The sequence below is a fragment of the Caballeronia sp. PC1 genome (genome assembly GCF_021353155.1).
Taxonomy (GTDB): domain Bacteria; phylum Pseudomonadota; class Gammaproteobacteria; order Burkholderiales; family Burkholderiaceae; genus Caballeronia; species Caballeronia cordobensis.
The window spans coordinates 2,289,840-2,306,994 of the sequence record NZ_JAJUBH010000001.1 but is presented as its reverse complement, the minus strand read 5'-3'; the positions used below and the strand labels follow the sequence as shown (position 1 = coordinate 2,306,994).

Here is a 17,155-nt window from a genome sequence, read left to right as displayed (position 1 = left end):
GCGATGATTGCGCACACTAGAACGAACAAACAGGCGAGGAAGAAGCGCGATGAGCAAGACCCACTTCGGATACGAAACGGTCGACGAGCAGGACAAGGCGAAGAAAGTGGCGGGCGTGTTCCACTCCGTCGCGAGCAACTACGACTTGATGAACGACCTGATGTCCGGCGGACTGCATCGGATCTGGAAGCATTTCACGATCGGGCAGGCCAAGGTGCGGCCGGGCTACAAGGTGCTGGACATCGCGGGCGGCACGGGCGACCTGGCCATGGCCTTCGCCAAGCAGGCGGGCGAGACCGGCGAGGTGTGGCACACGGACATCAACGAATCGATGCTGCGCGTGGGCCGCGACCGGCTGATCGACAAAGGCGTGCTGACGCCCACGCTGCTATGCGACGCCGAGAAGATTCCGTTCCCGGACAATTATTTCAATGTGGTTACGGTTGCCTTCGGTTTGCGCAACATGACCCACAAGGACGGCGCGCTGGCCGAAATGACGCGCGTCATCAAGCCGGGCGGCAAGCTGCTGGTGCTGGAATTCTCGAAAGTGTGGGAGCCGCTGAAGAAGCCGTACGATATCTACAGTTTCAAGATTTTGCCGTGGCTTGGCGAAAAAGTGGCCAAAGATGCGGAGAGCTACCGGTACCTTGCCGAGTCCATCCGCATGCACCCGGACCAGGAAACTTTAAAAACGATGATGGAACAAGCGGGCCTGGATCGAGTCGAATATTACAATTTGTCAGGTGGCGTGGTAGCGTTACACGTCGGGACCAAATTTTAGTGTTCCACTCTTCAAAGGATTCGATATGTTCGATTCGCGCAAACCCCAATCCCGGGGTTTCCTGAACATCTTCTTCAGGAAGGCCGGAATCTTGGCGCTGGCTGGCGTTATTGCGGCTGGCGCAATCTTCGCGGAAACGGCGGAAGCCAAGCGCATGGGCGGTGGCCGCAGCATGGGCCGTCAGTCGGCCACGGCGACGCAGCAGCATCAGGCGACGCCGCCGTCGCAGTCCATGCAGCAGGGTCAGCCGGGACAGGCCGCACAGGCTCAGCGCGCGCAGCCCGCGCCGGCCACGCCGGCCGCGGCGCAACCCGCGCGCAACCGCTGGCTCGGGCCGATCGCCGGTCTCGCCGCGGGCCTGGGCATCGCGGCGCTGCTGTCGCACTTCGGGCTCGGCGAGGCATTCGCCGGCGCGATGGCCAACATGATCATGATTGCCTTGATCGTGCTGGCGGCCGTCATGCTGTTCCGCTTCATCATGCGCAGGCGTCAGGGCAACCAGGCCAGCAACACGCCCGCCTATGCCGGCGCGGGCTCGGCCTCGCCGTACGGCGCGACCGCGCGCACGAGCCTGAATCAGGACCCGCCTCAGGTGCCGCAGCAGCCTACGGGTTTCGGCGCGAACTACATCGAGTCCGCGGCGCAACCGGCCCTTCCGGCGAACGTGCCGGCGGGCTTCGACACCGAGGCGTTCGTACGTAACGCGAAGGTCTACTTCGTGCGGCTGCAGGACGCATGGGACCGCGGCAACGTCAACGACATCCGCGAGTTCACGACGCCCGAAATGTTCGCCGAAGTGAAGCTCGACGTCGACGCACGCGGCAGCGCGCCGAATCGCACGGACGTGGTGCAACTCAACGCCGATGTCCTCGGCGTCGAGGATCGCCCGGCCGAGTATCTGGCGAGCGTGCGCTTCCACGGCCTTATTCGTGAGTCGGAAGGTGCGGCGGCGGAACCGTTCGTCGAGGTCTGGAACCTGTCGAAGCAGAAGGCGGGCAACGAAGGCTGGCTGCTGGCGGGTATTCAGCAAGTCAGCTGAGCGTGGCCGCGCGCCGGAGTGCAAGGCTCCGGCGTCCCGCCCCTGGCCGAATGGCCAGCAGCCGGCAACCGTCAGTGTGATCGTCGGCTGCGGCGGTAGAATAGAAACCCGCGCGAGCTTCTCGCGCGGGTTTTTTCATCTCATAGCCGATGACGAACGCAGACGAATCCGCCCGTTCCGCAGCAAATCCCGCCTTGAAGACCGCGTCCAGTGGGTTCGCGGCCGCCGTAAATCATCTGCTCGTGCGCGAGCCGTGGGCTCGTGAACGCGTGAAGCCGTACGCCGGCAAGCGCGTCAAGCTGTCGTGCACGCCGGTTTCGATCGCGCTCGTGGTGCAACCCGAGGGTCTTTTCGCCGCGACCACCGCTGCGGAAGCCGGCGAGTTCGACGTCACCATCGCCGTGCCGCTCGACGCGCTGCCCGCGTTTCTGCAAGGCGGTCAGGCGGCGGTGATGAAGCACGTTCGCATCGAGGGCGACGCCGAATTCGCGACCACGCTGGCCAAGCTCGCCGAACATCTGCGCTGGGACCCGGAGGAAGACCTTGCACGCGTGATCGGGGACGCGCCCGCGCATCGCGTCGGGCTCATCGCGCGCGCGGTGCAGGAGCAGGCGCAGCGCACCGGCCGTAATCTGCTGGACACATTCACCGAATATTTCCTCGACGAGCGTCCGCAACTCGTTCGCAAGAGCGCGCTCGACGCGTTCAACGCCGAACTGTCGAAGACGCGCGATGCGCTGGCGCGCGTCGAAAAGCGCATCGAGCGAATCGAGCAAAACGCTGATCAATCAAGACCGGGTCGCGGCGCTTCAGCGCGAACCGGTGGCGAGTCCGTGCGCGACTCGCACAAATAACGAGCTGAAGCGAACCCGAACATGCGTTTTCTGCGTTTCCTCAAGATTTTTTTCACGATCGTCCGCTTCGGGCTCGACGAGCTCGTGATGAGCGGCATCGACGATCGCCGTGTGCGCTTTCTCATGCGCATCACGACGTTCGGCCGCAGCTTCAACATCGAGCGCGGCATTCGGCTCAGGCTCGCGCTGGAAAGTCTCGGCCCGATTTTCGTGAAGTTCGGCCAGGTGCTGTCGACGCGGCGCGACCTGTTGCCCGTCGATATCGCCGACGAACTCGCGAAGCTCCAGGACCGCGTGCCGCCGTTCGATTCCGCGGTGGCCGTGTCGATCATCGAAAAATCGCTCGGCGCGCCGATCGACGTCCTGTTCGACGATTTCGAGCGCGTGCCGGTGGCGAGCGCCTCGATCGCGCAGGTGCATTTCGCGAAGATCAAGACCGGCGAGCATGCGGGCAAGCCCGTCGCGGTGAAGGTGCTGCGCCCGGGCATGCTGCCGGTGATCGATTCCGATCTGGCGCTGCTGCGCGATATCGCGATCTGGGCCGAACGTTTGTGGGCCGACGGCCGGCGTCTGAAGCCGCGCGAAGTGGTCGCCGAATTCGACAAGTATCTGCACGACGAGCTCGACCTGATGCGCGAGGCCGCCAACGGCAGCCAGTTGCGCCGCAATTTTCAGGGGCTCGATCTGCTGCTCGTGCCGGAAATGTACTGGGATCTGTCCGCGCCGACGGTGCTCGTCATGGAGCGCATGGTCGGCGTGCCGATCAGCCAGGTCGATACCCTGCGCGCGGCGGGCGTCGATATTCCGAAGCTCGCGCGCGAAGGCGTCGAGATTTTCTTCACGCAGGTGTTCCGCGATGGCTTTTTCCACGCCGACATGCATCCCGGCAACATTCAGGTGAGCCTCGATCCGGCGACGTTCGGGCGGTACATCGCGCTGGATTTCGGGATCGTCGGAGCGCTGTCGGACTTCGACAAGAACTACCTCGCGCAGAACTTTCTCGCGTTCTTCAAGCGCGACTATCATCGCGTCGCGACGCTGCACCTCGAATCCGGCTGGGTGCCGCCGAGCACGCGCGTCGAGGAACTGGAAAGCTCTATTCGCGCCGTCTGCGAACCGTATTTCGATCGCGCGCTGAAAGACATTTCGCTCGGGCAAGTGCTGATGCGCCTTTTTTCGACATCGCGCCGCTTCAACGTCGAGATTCAGCCCCAGCTCGTGCTGCTGCAAAAGACGATGCTCAACGTCGAAGGGCTCGGGCGCTCGCTCGACCCGGAACTCGATCTCTGGAAAACGGCCAAGCCTTATCTCGAGCGCTGGATGAACGAGCAGATCGGCTGGCGCGGCTGGTACGAGCGCCTGCAAATGGAAGCGCCGCAATGGAGCAAGACCATTCCGCAGTTGCCGCGACTCATTCACCACATTCTGGCGGAGCACCACGACGCGCCGAAAAGCGGCAGCGACGAACTCATGCGTCTTTTGCTCGCCGAGCAGAAACGCACGAATCGTCTGCTCGTGACGCTGCTCGTCGGCGGTCTCGTCGCCATTGCGGGCGTGGGCGTCGTGATCGCGCAGTGGTGGTTCGTTCATCCCTGAGGACATTCGCACCATGAGCGATCCGACGAATCCCGACGTGCCCGATTTCGAGAACCGCGATCCGAATTCGCCGGGGTTCTGGGACGAGCGCTTCGAGCATCGATTCACGCCGTGGGATCAGGCCGGCGTGCCGGAGATGTTCAAGACTTTCGTTGCCGGGCGGCAACCGCTGAACGTTCTCATTCCCGGCTGCGGCAGCGCCTACGAAGCGCTTTATCTGGCCGAACGCGGCTGGCCGGTCCGCGCGATCGATTTCGCGGCGGGCGCGGTCGAGGCGGCGCGCGCGCAACTGGGTGCGCACGCGGGTATCGTCGAAGAGGCGGATTTTTTCACCTACGAACCGCCTTTTACGCCCGGCTGGGTGTATGAGCGCGCGTTTCTCTGCGCGTTGCCGAAAAGCCGCTGGCAGGACTACGCCGATCGCATGGCGGCGATCCTCACGCCGGGTGCGCTGCTCGCGGGCTTCTTTTTTATCGGATCGACGCCGAAAGGACCGCCGTTCGGGATCGCGCGCGACGAACTGGACGCGTTGCTGTCGTCGCGCTTCGAACTCGTCGATGACCGCGAGGTGAGCGGCTCGCTACCCGTCTTCGCCGGCCGCGAACGCTGGATGACCTGGCGGCGAATTTGACCGGCGCGGCTTGAAATTCGCCGACTGCGCCCTGAAATAATCCCCGATCAAACTTGCGTCGGGAATCCCGAAAATCGCGGGTCAATATTGGTTTGCGGCTATAATTCAAGGCTTTGCAAGCGTCGACAGATAATTGTAGGAAGAGTGCCATGCCGATTTACGCGTACCGCTGCGCAGACTGCGGCCACGAAAAAGACGTGCTTCGAAAACTGAGCGATGCGCCGCTCACGCAATGTCCTGCCTGCGGAAAGGACACGTTTTCGAAGCAAGTGACCGCCGCCGGATTCCAGTTGAAGGGTTCGGGCTGGTATGTCACCGATTTCCGCGGCGGCAACAGCGCATCGAAAGATGCGAGCAACGCGTCGAACGCGCCGGCAGCGAAATCGGACGAGGCTTCTTCCAGTTCCGCCAGCCCCGCCAGCTCGAATAGCGGCGACAGCGCGGCGCCGGCAAGCACGTCTTCGCCGGAGGCAGCCAAGCCCGCCACGGGCGCGTCCGCCTCGTCGGGCGCCGCCTGAAGCGCAAGACGGCCGGCTCGTCCGGCCGCATATTGCAGATGCTGCAAGATGCCATCGCCGACCGCGCGTAGAACCAGCGCGGCCCGCCCAAGCCGAATCTCCCATGCAGCCGAGAGCCGGCGCAGCCTTCGCCCCGTGTAAATGACGACGAAAAAGACTACGCTGAAATCCGTGTTCCTCACCGGCCTGCTCGTGCTGGTGCCGCTCGCCATCACGTTGTGGGTGCTGGGCCTCGTCATCGGGACGATGGACCAGACGCTGCTTCTCCTGCCGCAGTCGTGGCAGCCCGAGCGCGTCGTCGGGTTTCATCTGCCGGGCGTGGGCGCGGTGCTCACGCTCGCGTTCATTTTCATCGTCGGATTGCTGACGCAGAATTTCGTCGGCCAGAAACTCGTGAAATGGTGGGACGCGATCCTGCGCCATATTCCGGTGGTCGGGCCGCTTTACACCAGCGTGAAACAGGTGTCGGACACGTTGCTGTCTTCGAGCGGCAACGCCTTCAGAAAAGCGCTATTAATCGAATACCCGCGCAAGGGCTCGTACACCATCGGTTTTCTGACGGGCATCCCGGGCGGCGACGTGCTGAATCATCTCGACGAAGATCACGTGAGCGTCTACGTGCCGACGACGCCGAATCCGACGTCCGGCTTTTTCCTGATGATGCCGAAAAGCGAAGTCGTCGAACTGGATATGACCGTCGACGCCGCACTGAAGTACATCGTCTCGATGGGCGTGGTGGCTCCCGCGCCGAGCGCGCCGGCGTCGGTCGCGCCCGCCCGCCGCCCCACCGAGCCGCCGATGTAATGCCGGCGCGCGCATTCGAGAGTCTGCCGAAGAAAGAGCGAGACCCGAACGCGCGAGCCGTTGATCAACGAACAACGAAAGACACAACATCATGTCGATGCGATCTGAATACTGCGGTCTGGTGACCGAGGCCCGTCTGGGCGAAACCGTCTCGCTGTGCGGCTGGGTGCATCGCCGCCGCGATCACGGTGGCGTTATCTTCATCGACTTGCGCGATCGCGAAGGGCTCGTTCAGGTCGTCTGCGACCCGGACCGCGCCGAGATGTTCAAGGTGGCCGAAGGCGTGCGCAACGAGTTCTGCGTGCAGGTGAAGGGCGTCGTGCGCAATCGTCCGGAAGGCACCATCAACGCCAATCTGACGAGCGGCAAGATCGAAGTGCTGTGTCATGAGCTGAACGTGCTGAACGCGTCGGTGACGCCGCCGTTCCAGCTCGACGACGACAACCTCTCCGAAACCACGCGCCTCACGCATCGCGTGCTCGACCTGCGCCGTCCGCAGATGCAGAAGAATCTGCGCCTGCGCTATCGCGTCGCGATGGAAGTGCGCAAATATCTCGACGCGCAAGGCTTCATCGACATCGAAACGCCGATGCTCACCAAGAGCACGCCGGAAGGCGCGCGCGATTACCTGGTGCCGTCGCGCGTGAACGCGGGCCAGTTCTTCGCGCTGCCGCAATCGCCGCAGCTTTTCAAGCAGCTCTTGATGGTCGCGAACTTTGACCGTTACTACCAGATCACCAAGTGCTTCCGTGACGAAGACCTGCGCGCCGACCGTCAGCCGGAATTCACGCAGATCGACTGCGAAACCTCGTTCCTGACCGAGCAGGAAATTCGCGATCTGTTCGAAGCGATGATCCAGCACGTCTTCAAGGAGACGATGGACGTCGAACTGCCCGCGAAATTCCCGGTCATGCTGTACTCGGAAGCCATGCGCCGCTTCGGTTCGGACAAGCCCGACCTGCGCGTGAAGCTCGAATTCGCCGATCTCACGGATGCCGTGAAGGACGTCGACTTCAAGGTGTTCAGCATGCCGGCGAATTCGAAGGACGGCCGCGTGGCTGCGTTGCGCGTGCCGAAGGGCGGCGAGCTCTCGCGTGGCGACATCGACGGGTATACGGAATTCGTGCGCATCTATGGCGCGAAGGGTCTCGCGTGGATCAAGGTCAACGACAAGACCAAGGGTCGCGACGGCCTGCAAAGCCCGATCGTCAAGAACCTGCATGACGCGGCGATCGCGGCGATTCTCGAGCGCACGGCGGCGGAAGACGGCGACATCATCTTCTTCGCGGCGGATCGCGCGAAGGTCGTCAACGACAGCCTCGGCGCGCTGCGTCTGAAGATCGGTCATTCGGAATTCGGCAAGGCGAACGGTCTGCTCGAAACCGGCTGGAAGCCGCTGTGGGTCATCGACTTCCCGATGTTCGAATACGACGAGGACGAAAACCGCTTCGTGGCCGCGCATCATCCGTTCACGAGCCCGAAGGACGAGCATCTCGAATACCTCGAAACCGATCCGGCCCGCTGCCTCGCGAAGGCATACGACATGGTGCTGAACGGCTGGGAAATCGGCGGCGGTTCGGTGCGTATCTTCCAGGAAGACGTGCAGAGCAAGGTGTTCCGCGCGCTCAAGATCGGCGCGGAAGAAGCGCGTCTGAAGTTCGGCTTCCTGCTCGACGCGCTGCAGTACGGCGCGCCGCCGCACGGCGGCATCGCGTTCGGTCTGGACCGCATCGTCACGTTGATGTCCGGCGCCGATTCGATCCGCGACACCATCGCGTTCCCGAAGACGCAGCGTGCGCAAGATCTGCTCACGCAAGCGCCGAGCGAAGTCGACGAGCGCCAGTTGCGCGAGTTGCACATTCGCCTGCGTCAGCCGGAGCAGAAGGCGCACTGAGCGCGTCCGGATTGTCGTGATGAAAAAGGCGCCGGGTGCGCCTTTTTCATTTTTTGCGTTACAGTCTTTGCCAAAGTGCAGACAAAGAAAACGCGCGTTCCAAACGACATGCTCAAGCCGCCGAAAATTCCCGAATCCGTACTCGTTGTCATCCATACGCCGGACCTGGACGTGCTCATCATCGAACGCGCGGATCACCAAGGCTTCTGGCAATCGGTGACGGGCTCGAAGGATCGCATCGACGAGCCGTTCACCGAGACCGCCGCGCGCGAGGTGCAGGAAGAGACGGGCATTGTGATCGGCAGCGCGCTCGTGCCAGAGAAAGCGCTCATCGACTGGCATCACAGCATTCAGTACGAGATCTATCCGCAGTGGCGGCATCGCTATGCGGAAGGCGTCGTGCAGAACACCGAACACCAGTTCAGCCTTTGCGTGCCGCATTGTCTCGAAGTGACACTCGCGCCGCGCGAACACACCGCACACTTGTGGCTGCCGTTTCGCGAGGCAGCCGACCGGTGCTTCTCGTGGTCGAACCGGGAAGCGATCCTGCAACTGCCCGAGCGCCTCGCGGCGCATAGCCGATGATCGGACTGCGTCCGCGGCGCAGTTTCAAGCGGCTGCGTCAGGCGCTGTTCTCGGGCCGCCGGCCGCTGCGCTTCTGCTTCACGTCCGGCAACCATGTTCGGCTCTTCAAGAACGGCGAGCAGTTTTTTCCCGCGCTGATCGAGCGCATCGACAACGCGAAGCAGTCGGTGTCGCTGGAAACCTATATCTTCGCCAACGACGATATCGGCCGCGCCGTCTCCGATGCGCTCGTGCGCGCGGCCGAGCGCGGCGTCGCGGTGCGCGTGATCACCGACGGCATCGGCACCGAAAGCAATCTGCCGATGTTCAAGCTGTGGCAGGAGCGCGGCGTCGAGCATCGCATCTACAACCCGCATCTGCTGTTCGGGCCGCAAGGCTGGTCGCGCACGCATCGCAAGCTCGCGCTGATCGACGAAACCTACGCGTTCTGCGGCGGCATCAATATCGTCGACGACTACGATCAGAACGGCACGCGCCTCGAACGGCCGCGCTGGGATTTCGCGATGGAAGCGCAAGGCCCCGTGGTCAAGGACGTGCGCGAGGCGTTCGACCTGCAATGGCAACGCATTCGTCTCGGCGTGAAGCCGCGTCAGCCGTCACAGCCGGGCTGCGAGCCGCAACAGGAAGACGAGCGCGCGCCGGGCCGCTGGAACGCCCGCCGCGCGATGCTGGCGCGCCGGCGCGCGCGGCTCGGGGAGATCCACGCGGTCGACAGGCCGTGCATCGCGTTCGTCGCGCGGGACAATCTGCTGAATCGCCGCGCCATCGAGAAGGCGTATCTGCGCGCCATCGCGCACGCCGAAAGTGAAGTGCTGCTTGCGAATCCTTATTTCATGCCGGGGCGCAAGCTGCGGCGCGCGCTCGTCTATGCGGCGCAGCGCGGGGTGCGCGTGTCGCTCGTCATCGGCCGCAAGGAGTTCGTCGCGCTGGATTACGCAACGCCCTTTCTCTACGGCAACCTGCTCAAGCACGGCGTGCGCATCGCCGAATACGAAAAGACGATGCTTCACGGCAAGGTCGCGGTCGTGGACGCGGACTGGGCGACGATCGGCTCGTCGAACCTCGATGCGCTCTCGCTCGTGCTCAACAACGAGGCCAACATGGTGCTCGTCAATCATCCGGAGATCGCCGGGCTGCACGACGCCATTCTCCAGGCCTTCGACGAAGGGCGTCCCATCGACGAAAAGCATTATGCTTCGCGGCCGATTACGGAGCGGGCGCTTAACTGGTTAGCCTACAACAGCTATCGTCTGATGATGAAAATGATCACGATCGGTCAGTACGATTAATCTGGCAAAACACTCACACTGCGCAAGATAATGGCGGCGAGCTGACGCAAGCGCGACCTCCCATGAAATGGGAACTCGGGCAGTCACTTACAGGCAGTCCGTATATAAAAACGAGACAATGGCTGCGGGCATTATTGAGATTTATCCTACATACAAGCCCTGCGTTTTAGAAACGCGTATCTAAAATTTTGCTTGTAACACCAACGTTCGGCCACAATAATAGAACGGCCGTTCGATTTTACGGGTCACATAAGAACGGTAGGGACATCATGCGAAAAGGCGAACAGACGCGGGCCGCGATTCTCGACGCAGCACTGGAATTGGCGAGCCGTGACGGTCTTGAAGGGCTGACCATCGGCCTGTTGGCCGAACGGATGCAGATGAGCAAGAGCGGTGTGTTTGCGCATTTCGGCTCGCGCGAGGATTTGCAGGTGGAAGTGGTGCGCGAGTACCACCGGCGCTTCGAGGATGAAGTGTTCTTCCCCAGCCTGCGCGAAGCGCGCGGCTTGCCGCGATTGCGCGCGATGATGAATCGCTGGATGGAGAAGCGCATCCAGGAAGTGACCACGGGTTGTATCTACATCAGCGGAGCGGTGGAGTACGACGACCGCGCCGCGAGCGCCGTGCGCGAGCAGTTGGTGCACAGCGTGAGCATGTGGCGCGAAGCGCTGTTGCGCGCGATCCGCCAGTCGAAGGACGAAGGGCATCTGAAGGCGGAGACCGATCCGCATCTGATGCTCTTCGAGCTGTACAGCTTCACGCTCGGCCTGCATCACGACGCGCGCTTCCTGCATCTGCCGGAGGCGGTGCAACTGACGCGGGACGCGCTGGAGAAGACGATCGTGTCCTATCAGACGCCGAATGCGAACGCCGAAGTGGGCGCGCCGCAACCGGCGCCGAACGGGGCGACGAACGTGACTTCGCATCAAACCGACAGCCGTTAGCGGCGCCGTTCGCATCGACAAGGTGGTTCGGCGGCGCGCAAACCAGAAGCCCGAGGAAACTGGAGAAATACATGGGACAGTACGCCGCCCCCCTTCGCGACATGCAGTTCGTGCTGCACGAAGTGCTGAAGGTCGAAGCCGAATTGAAGAGCATGCCCAGGCATGCCGACCTCGACGCGGACACCATCAATCAGGTGCTCGAAGAAGCCGGCAAGTTCTGCTCGGAAGTCGTGTTTCCGCTCAACCAGAGCGGCGATCGCGAAGGCTGCACTTACGAGGGCGACGGCGTCGTGAAGACGCCTGCCGGCTTCAAGGAAGCTTACCGCCAGTACATCGATGCAGGCTGGCCCGCGCTCGGGTGCGATCCCGAGTACGGTGGCCAGGGCTTGCCCGCGTTCGTGAACAATGCGCTTTACGAAATGCTGAACTCGGCGAATCAGGCCTGGACGATGTACCCCGGCCTTTCGCACGGCGCGTACGAATGTCTGCACGCGCATGGCACGCCCGAACAGAAATCCACGTACCTGCCGAAGCTCGTCTCGGGCGAGTGGACCGGCACGATGTGCCTCACGGAACCGCATTGCGGAACGGACCTCGGCATGTTGCGCACGAAGGCCGAGCCGAACCCCGACGGTTCGTACGCGCTCACCGGCACGAAGATCTTCATTTCGAGCGGCGAGCACGACATGGCGGAGAACATCGTTCATCTGGTGCTCGCGCGTCTGCCGGGTGCGCCGATGGGCACGAAGGGCATTTCGCTCTTCATCGTCCCGAAGTTCGTGCCTGACGCGAGCGGCGCGGTGGGCTCGCGCAACGACATCAAGTGCGGCTCGATCGAGCACAAGATGGGCATTCACGGCAATGCGACCTGCGTGATGAATCTCGACGGCGCGAAGGGCTGGCTCGTCGGCGAGGCGAACAAGGGCTTGAACGCGATGTTCGTGATGATGAACGCCGCGCGCCTGGGCGTCGGCATGCAGGGGCTCGGGCTGACCGAGATCGCCTATCAGAACTCGCTCGTGTACGCGAAGGAGCGTCTGCAGATGCGCGCGCTCACGGGTCCGAAGGCGCCCGAGAAGGCGGCCGATCCGATCATCGTGCATCCGGATGTGCGCCGCATGCTGCTCACGCAGAAGGCCTACGCCGAAGCGGGGCGCGCGTTCACGTACTGGGCGGCCTTGAACATCGACAAGGAACTCTCGCACGCGGACGAAGCCGTGCGCGCGGAGGCGGCCGATTTCGTCGCGCTGCTCACGCCGGTCATCAAGGCCTTTCTGACGGACAACGCGTTCGAAGGCACGAACATGGGGATGCAGATTTACGGTGGGCACGGCTTCATCTCCGAGTGGGGCATGGAGCAATACGTTCGCGATGCGCGCATCAACATGATCTACGAGGGCACGAACTCGATTCAGGCGCTGGATCTGCTCGGCCGCAAGATTCTCGGCGACATGGGGGCGAAGCTGAAGCGCTTCGGCAAGCTCGTGTCGGATTTCGTCGAGCAGGAAGGCGTGAAGCCGGAGATGCAGGAGTTCATCAATCCGCTCGCCGATATCGGTGAAAAGGTGCAGAAGCTCACGATGGAGATCGGCATGAAGGCCATGCAGAATCCCGACGAGGTCGGGGCGGCTGCGGTGCCTTATCTGCGGACCGTCGGGCATCTCGTGTTCTCTTACTTCTGGGCGCGGATGGCGCGGGTTGCGCTTGATGGCGCGGCGTCGGGGGATGCGTTTCATGTCGCCAAGCTGGCGACTGCGCGGTTCTACTTTGCCAAGCTTTTGCCGGAGACGGCTTCTACGATTCGGGCTGCTCGTGCGGGTGCCAAGCCGATGATGGATTACGACGAAGCGTTGTTTTGATTTTTTTCGGGGGATCCCGTGGTCGTGTCGGTTTATTAGCGCTGCCCCTGTGCGGGGCGGCACCTACTTTCTTTGCTGCTGCAAAGAAAGTAGGCAAAGAAAGCAGCTTCTCACCGCCCGCGGTCACACGCAGTTTGACCATGCTTGCCAGCCCACGGCGGCCCTCGCCTAAAGAGTGCCCGCGAAGGACTAATCGGGCGTGGATCGCGCACGGTCTGACAAACGATAACTTTGAGCGCGCTGGTTCAGCACGAAATAGCTTCGGCACAGCGCTGCGCGCTGCCGCGGGGTATGCGAGGGAAACCAACGGAACACGAAGGCGCACGCAAACCCGCTCTTCCCATCGGCCGCGAAGCGGGCTGGAGCTTGATATGGCTGTACCGGTTCGTTAAGCGGTGCGATGTGACGGACCGTGCGCGATCCAAGCCCGATTGGGCCTTTGAGGGCACTCTTTAGGCGAGTGCCGTTCCCGGAGGAGAAAAATGGCCAACGTGCGTGTGACCGCGGGCGGTGACAAAGCTGCTTTCTTTGGTGACTTTCTTTGCAGCAGCAAAGAAAGTTACCCCCGCCCCGGGGAGGGGCAGTGCTAATAAACCGACACGAAACCAGGATTCCACGAAAAACAAGCTTTCACGAAAAAAGCAGAACCAAAATCTTCACGAACATCAGGAGTGACCCCCTCGTGAGCAATCTGACAATCAAGAAAGTTGCCGTCCTCGGCGCAGGCGTAATGGGCGCGCAGATCGCTGCCCATCTCACCAACGCCCGCGTCCCGGTCATGCTCTTCGACCTTCCGGCCAAGGAAGGCCCGAAGAACGCCATCGCGCTGAAGGCGATAGAAAACCTCAAGAAGCTCTCCCCAGCACCGCTAGGGACAAAAGACGACGCCCACTACATCGAACCAGCCAACTACGACGACGACATCGAGAAGCTGAAAGAATGCGATCTCGTGATCGAAGCCATCGCCGAGCGCATGGACTGGAAGCACGATCTCTACAAGAAGGTGTCGCCGCACATCGCGCCGCACGCGATCTTCGCGAGCAACACATCGGGCCTGTCGATCACGGAGCTGTCGAACGGTTTCTCCGATGAACTCAAGGCGCATTTCTGCGGCGTGCATTTCTTTAACCCGCCGCGCTATATGCACCTGGTCGAACTGATCCCGACCGCGCAAACCCAACCCGAAATCCTCGACCAGCTCGAAACCTTCCTGACGAGCGTGATCGGCAAGGGCGTCGTGCGCGCGAAGGACACGCCGAACTTCATCGCGAATCGCGTCGGTGTGTTTTCGATCCTCGCGGTGATCGCCGAAGCGGAAAAGTTCGGCCTGCGCTTCGACGAAGTCGACGATCTCACCGGCGCGCGCCTGGGCCGCGCGAAGTCCGCGACCTTCCGAACGGCGGATGTCGTCGGTCTCGACACGATGGCGCACGTCATCAAGACGATGCAGGACAACCTGCCCGACGATCCGTTCTTCGCGGTCTACAAGACGCCGCCCGTGCTCGAAGCGCTCGTGAAGAACGGCGCGCTCGGCCAGAAAACCGGCGCGGGTTTCTATCGCAAGGAAGGCAAAGCGATCAAGGTGCTCGACGCGAAGACGGCTTCTTATGTCGATGGCGGCGCGAAAGCCGACGAACTCATCGGCCGCATTCTGAAGCGTCCGCCCGCGGAGCGCTTCAAGCTCCTGCGCGAAACCGACAACAAACAGGCGCAGTTCCTCTGGGCGATCTTCCGCGACGTGTTCCATTACATCGCGGTGCATCTGGAGTCGATCGCCGACAACGCGCGCGATGTCGATCTCGCGATCCGCTGGGGCTTCGGCTGGAATCAGGGGCCGTTCGAAAGCTGGCAGGCAGCGGGCTGGCAGCAGATCGCACAGTGGGTGCAGGAAGATATCGATGCAGGCAAGGCGCTCTCGAACGCGCCGCTGCCCGCGTGGGTGCTCGACGGTCCCGTCGCGCAGGCGAACGGTGTGCACACGAACGAAGGTTCATGGTCGCCCGCCGCGCGCCGTTTCGTGCCGCGTTCGACCTTGCCCGTGTATGAGAAGCAAGTGTTCCGTGCGCCGCTCGAAGGTGAATCGGGCGCGGATCCGAAGACCTTCGGCAAGACGCTCTTCGAAACCGAAAACGTGCGCGCATGGCTGGACGACGATCAGAGCGACGTCGTCATCGTGTCCTTCAAGACGAAGATGAACACGATCGGTCCCGGCGTGATCGACGGCCTCACGCAAGCGATCGAACTCGCGGAGAAGGCGTACGCGGGCGTCGTGATCTGGCAGCCGACGTCGCTGCAGCTCGGCGCACCGGGCGGCCCGTTCTCGGCGGGCGCCAACCTTGAAGAAGCCATGCCCGCGTTCATGATGGGCGGCGCGAAGGGCATCGAGCCGTTCGTCGCGAAATTCCAGCAAGGCATGCTGCGCGTGAAATACGCGAATGTGCCGGTCGTGTCGGCGGTATCGGGCATTGCGCTCGGCGGCGGCTGCGAGTTGCTGCTGCAATCGGCGAAGCGCGTCGCGCATGTCGAAAGCTATATCGGGCTCGTCGAAGTGGGCGTGGGTCTCGTGCCGGCGGGCGGCGGTCTCAAGGAAGCCGCGTTGCGCGCAGCGGAATCCGCGAGCGCCGTCAACGCGACCAGCGACTTGCTCAAGTTCCTGCAGAAGTCTTTCGAAAACGCGGCGATGGCGAAGGTCTCGTCGTCCGCATTCGATGCCCGCGCGATGGGCTATCTGAAGCCGTCCGACACGATCGTCTTCAACGTGCACGAGTTGCTCGACATCGCGAAGAAGGAAGCGCGCGCGCTCGCCGCATCGGGCTATCGGCCGCCGTTGCGCGTGAAGCAGGTGCCCGTCGCGGGCCGCTCGGCGATCTCGACCATCAAGGCGTCGCTCGTCAACATGCGCGATGGCCGCTTCATCAGCGATCACGACTATCTGATCGCGAGCCGCATCGCCGAAGCAATGTGCGGCGGCGAGGTCGAAGCGGGCAGTCTCGTCGACGAAGAATGGCTGCTGGCGCTGGAGCGCCGCGCGTTTGTCGACCTCCTCGGCACGCAGAAGACGCAAGAGCGAATCATGGGCATGTTGCAGACCGGCAAGCCGGTGCGTAACTAATCGCGGAGCACAGAATGAGCCATAAACAACTTCAAGACGCATACATCGTCGCCGCGAGCCGCACGCCGATCGGCAAGGCGCCGCGCGGTGTGTTCAAGAACACGCGGCCGGACGAGCTGCTCGTCCACGCGATCAAATCCGCCGTCGCGCACGTGCTGGGGCTGGACACGAGCGTGATCGAAGACGCGATCGTCGGCTGCGCGATTCCCGAAGCCGAGCAAGGCCTGAACGTGGCGCGCATGGGCGCGTTGCTCGCGGGCTTGCCGAACACGGTCGGCGGCGTGACGGTGAACCGCTTCTGCGCGTCGGGTCTTACGGCGCTCGCGATGGCGGCGGACCGCATCCGCGTCGGGGAAGCCGATGCGATGATCGCGGGCGGCTGCGAGTCGATGAGCATGGTGCCGATGATGGGCAACAAGCCGTCGCTGTCGCCGCATATCTTCGATCGCAACGAGGATGTCGGCATTGCCTACGGCATGGGCCTGACGGCGGAGAAAGTCGCGGAGCGCTGGAAGGTGAGCCGCGAGGCGCAGGACGCGTTCGCGGCGGAGTCGCATCGGCGCGCGCTGGCGGCGCAACAGTCGGGCGAATTCGCCGATGAAATCGCGGCCTACACGCTCAACGAGCGCTTTCCCGATCTCGCATCGGGCGAAGTGCGCGTGAACGCGCGCGAGATCGCGCTCGACGAAGGTCCGCGCGCGGAAACCTCGGTCGAAGGTCTCGCGAAGCTGCGTCCGGTGTTCGCGAACAAGGGCTCGGTCACGGCCGGCAACAGCTCGCAGACGTCGGACGGCGCGGGCGCGCTGATCGTCGTGTCGGAAAAAATCCTGAAGCAGTTCAACCTGACGCCGCTCGCGCGCTTCGTGAGCTTCGCGGTGCGCGGCGTGCCGCCGGAAATCATGGGCATCGGTCCGAAAGAAGCGATTCCGGCCGCGCTGAAGGCGGCAGGGTTGAAGCAGGACGACATCGACTGGATCGAGCTCAACGAAGCGTTCGCGGCGCAGGCGCTCGCCGTCATCGGCGATCTCGGTCTCGATCCGTCGAAGGTCAATCCGCTTGGCGGCGCGATCGCGCTCGGCCATCCGCTCGGCGCGACGGGCGCGATCCGCGCATCGACGGTCGTGCACGGCCTGCGCCGGCGCAACCTGAAGTACGGCATGGTGACGATGTGCGTCGGCACCGGCATGGGCGCGGCGGGCATCATCGAGCGGCTTTGATCGAGGCGCGTCCACGCGTCGGCAAAGGCGCG

14 protein-coding genes are annotated in these 17,155 nt (G+C 62.9%); all 14 read left to right on the top strand.

Annotated elements, in window-relative coordinates:
• The first annotated feature begins 49 nt into the window (after positions 1-49).
• The 14 genes from ubiE (at position 50) to LY284_RS10960 (ending at position 17,123) form a co-directional block, all read left to right on the top strand.
• A complete protein-coding gene (ubiE, locus tag LY284_RS11025) occupies positions 50-781 on the top strand; it encodes a bifunctional demethylmenaquinone methyltransferase/2-methoxy-6-polyprenyl-1,4-benzoquinol methylase UbiE (protein ID WP_053567397.1) in 732 nt (243 codons plus the stop codon).
• Between the two features lie 25 nt (positions 782-806).
• Entirely contained in the window at positions 807-1,820 is a 1,014-nt protein-coding gene (locus tag LY284_RS11020) for a Tim44 domain-containing protein (protein WP_045450321.1), read from the top strand.
• A 194-nt stretch (positions 1,821-2,014) separates the two neighbouring features.
• Positions 2,015-2,674, top strand: coding sequence for an SCP2 domain-containing protein (locus tag LY284_RS11015; RefSeq protein ID WP_156902980.1), 660 nt, complete (start codon positions 2,015-2,017; stop codon positions 2,672-2,674).
• Between the two features lie 21 nt (positions 2,675-2,695).
• Positions 2,696-4,270 carry a ubiquinone biosynthesis regulatory protein kinase UbiB gene (gene ubiB / locus LY284_RS11010; protein WP_014190376.1) on the top strand — a complete coding sequence of 525 codons (1,575 nt, stop codon included), beginning with the start codon at positions 2,696-2,698 and terminating at the stop codon, positions 4,268-4,270.
• 13 nt (positions 4,271-4,283) lie between these two features.
• On the top strand, positions 4,284-4,901 hold the full coding sequence (locus LY284_RS11005; protein ID WP_233386026.1) for a TPMT family class I SAM-dependent methyltransferase: 618 nt from the start codon (positions 4,284-4,286) through the stop codon (positions 4,899-4,901).
• 149 nt (positions 4,902-5,050) lie between these two features.
• Positions 5,051-5,419, top strand: coding sequence for an FmdB family zinc ribbon protein (locus LY284_RS11000; protein ID WP_075644195.1), 369 nt, complete (start codon positions 5,051-5,053; stop codon positions 5,417-5,419).
• A gap of 141 nt (positions 5,420-5,560) precedes the next feature.
• Positions 5,561-6,223, top strand: a complete 663-nt coding sequence (locus LY284_RS10995) for a DUF502 domain-containing protein (protein ID WP_014190379.1) — start codon at positions 5,561-5,563, stop codon at positions 6,221-6,223.
• Between the two features lie 91 nt (positions 6,224-6,314).
• A complete protein-coding gene (aspS, locus tag LY284_RS10990) occupies positions 6,315-8,117 on the top strand; it encodes an aspartate--tRNA ligase (RefSeq protein WP_053567402.1) in 1,803 nt (600 codons plus the stop codon).
• A 108-nt stretch (positions 8,118-8,225) separates the two neighbouring features.
• The gene (nudB, locus tag LY284_RS10985; RefSeq protein ID WP_077157782.1) at positions 8,226-8,702 is read left to right on the top strand and encodes a dihydroneopterin triphosphate diphosphatase; all 477 of its coding nucleotides are present in this window, start codon (positions 8,226-8,228) and stop codon (positions 8,700-8,702) included.
• Positions 8,699-9,991, top strand: a complete 1,293-nt coding sequence (locus tag LY284_RS10980; RefSeq protein WP_014190382.1) for a phosphatidylserine/phosphatidylglycerophosphate/cardiolipin synthase family protein — start codon at positions 8,699-8,701, stop codon at positions 9,989-9,991. Before nudB ends, LY284_RS10980 begins: the two co-directional genes overlap by 4 nt.
• Before the next feature lie 269 nt (positions 9,992-10,260).
• Positions 10,261-10,935: a TetR/AcrR family transcriptional regulator gene (locus LY284_RS10975; RefSeq protein WP_014190383.1), complete on the top strand. Its 675-nt coding sequence runs from the start codon at positions 10,261-10,263 to the stop codon at positions 10,933-10,935.
• A 71-nt stretch (positions 10,936-11,006) separates the two neighbouring features.
• A complete protein-coding gene (locus LY284_RS10970) occupies positions 11,007-12,794 on the top strand; it encodes an acyl-CoA dehydrogenase C-terminal domain-containing protein (RefSeq protein ID WP_233386024.1) in 1,788 nt (595 codons plus the stop codon).
• 682 nt (positions 12,795-13,476) lie between these two features.
• Positions 13,477-15,906, top strand: a complete 2,430-nt coding sequence (locus LY284_RS10965) for a 3-hydroxyacyl-CoA dehydrogenase/enoyl-CoA hydratase family protein (RefSeq protein ID WP_233386016.1) — start codon at positions 13,477-13,479, stop codon at positions 15,904-15,906.
• 14 nt (positions 15,907-15,920) lie between these two features.
• Positions 15,921-17,123, top strand: a complete 1,203-nt coding sequence (locus tag LY284_RS10960) for an acetyl-CoA C-acyltransferase (RefSeq protein ID WP_233386014.1) — start codon at positions 15,921-15,923, stop codon at positions 17,121-17,123.
• Positions 17,124-17,155: the final 32 nt, after the last annotated feature.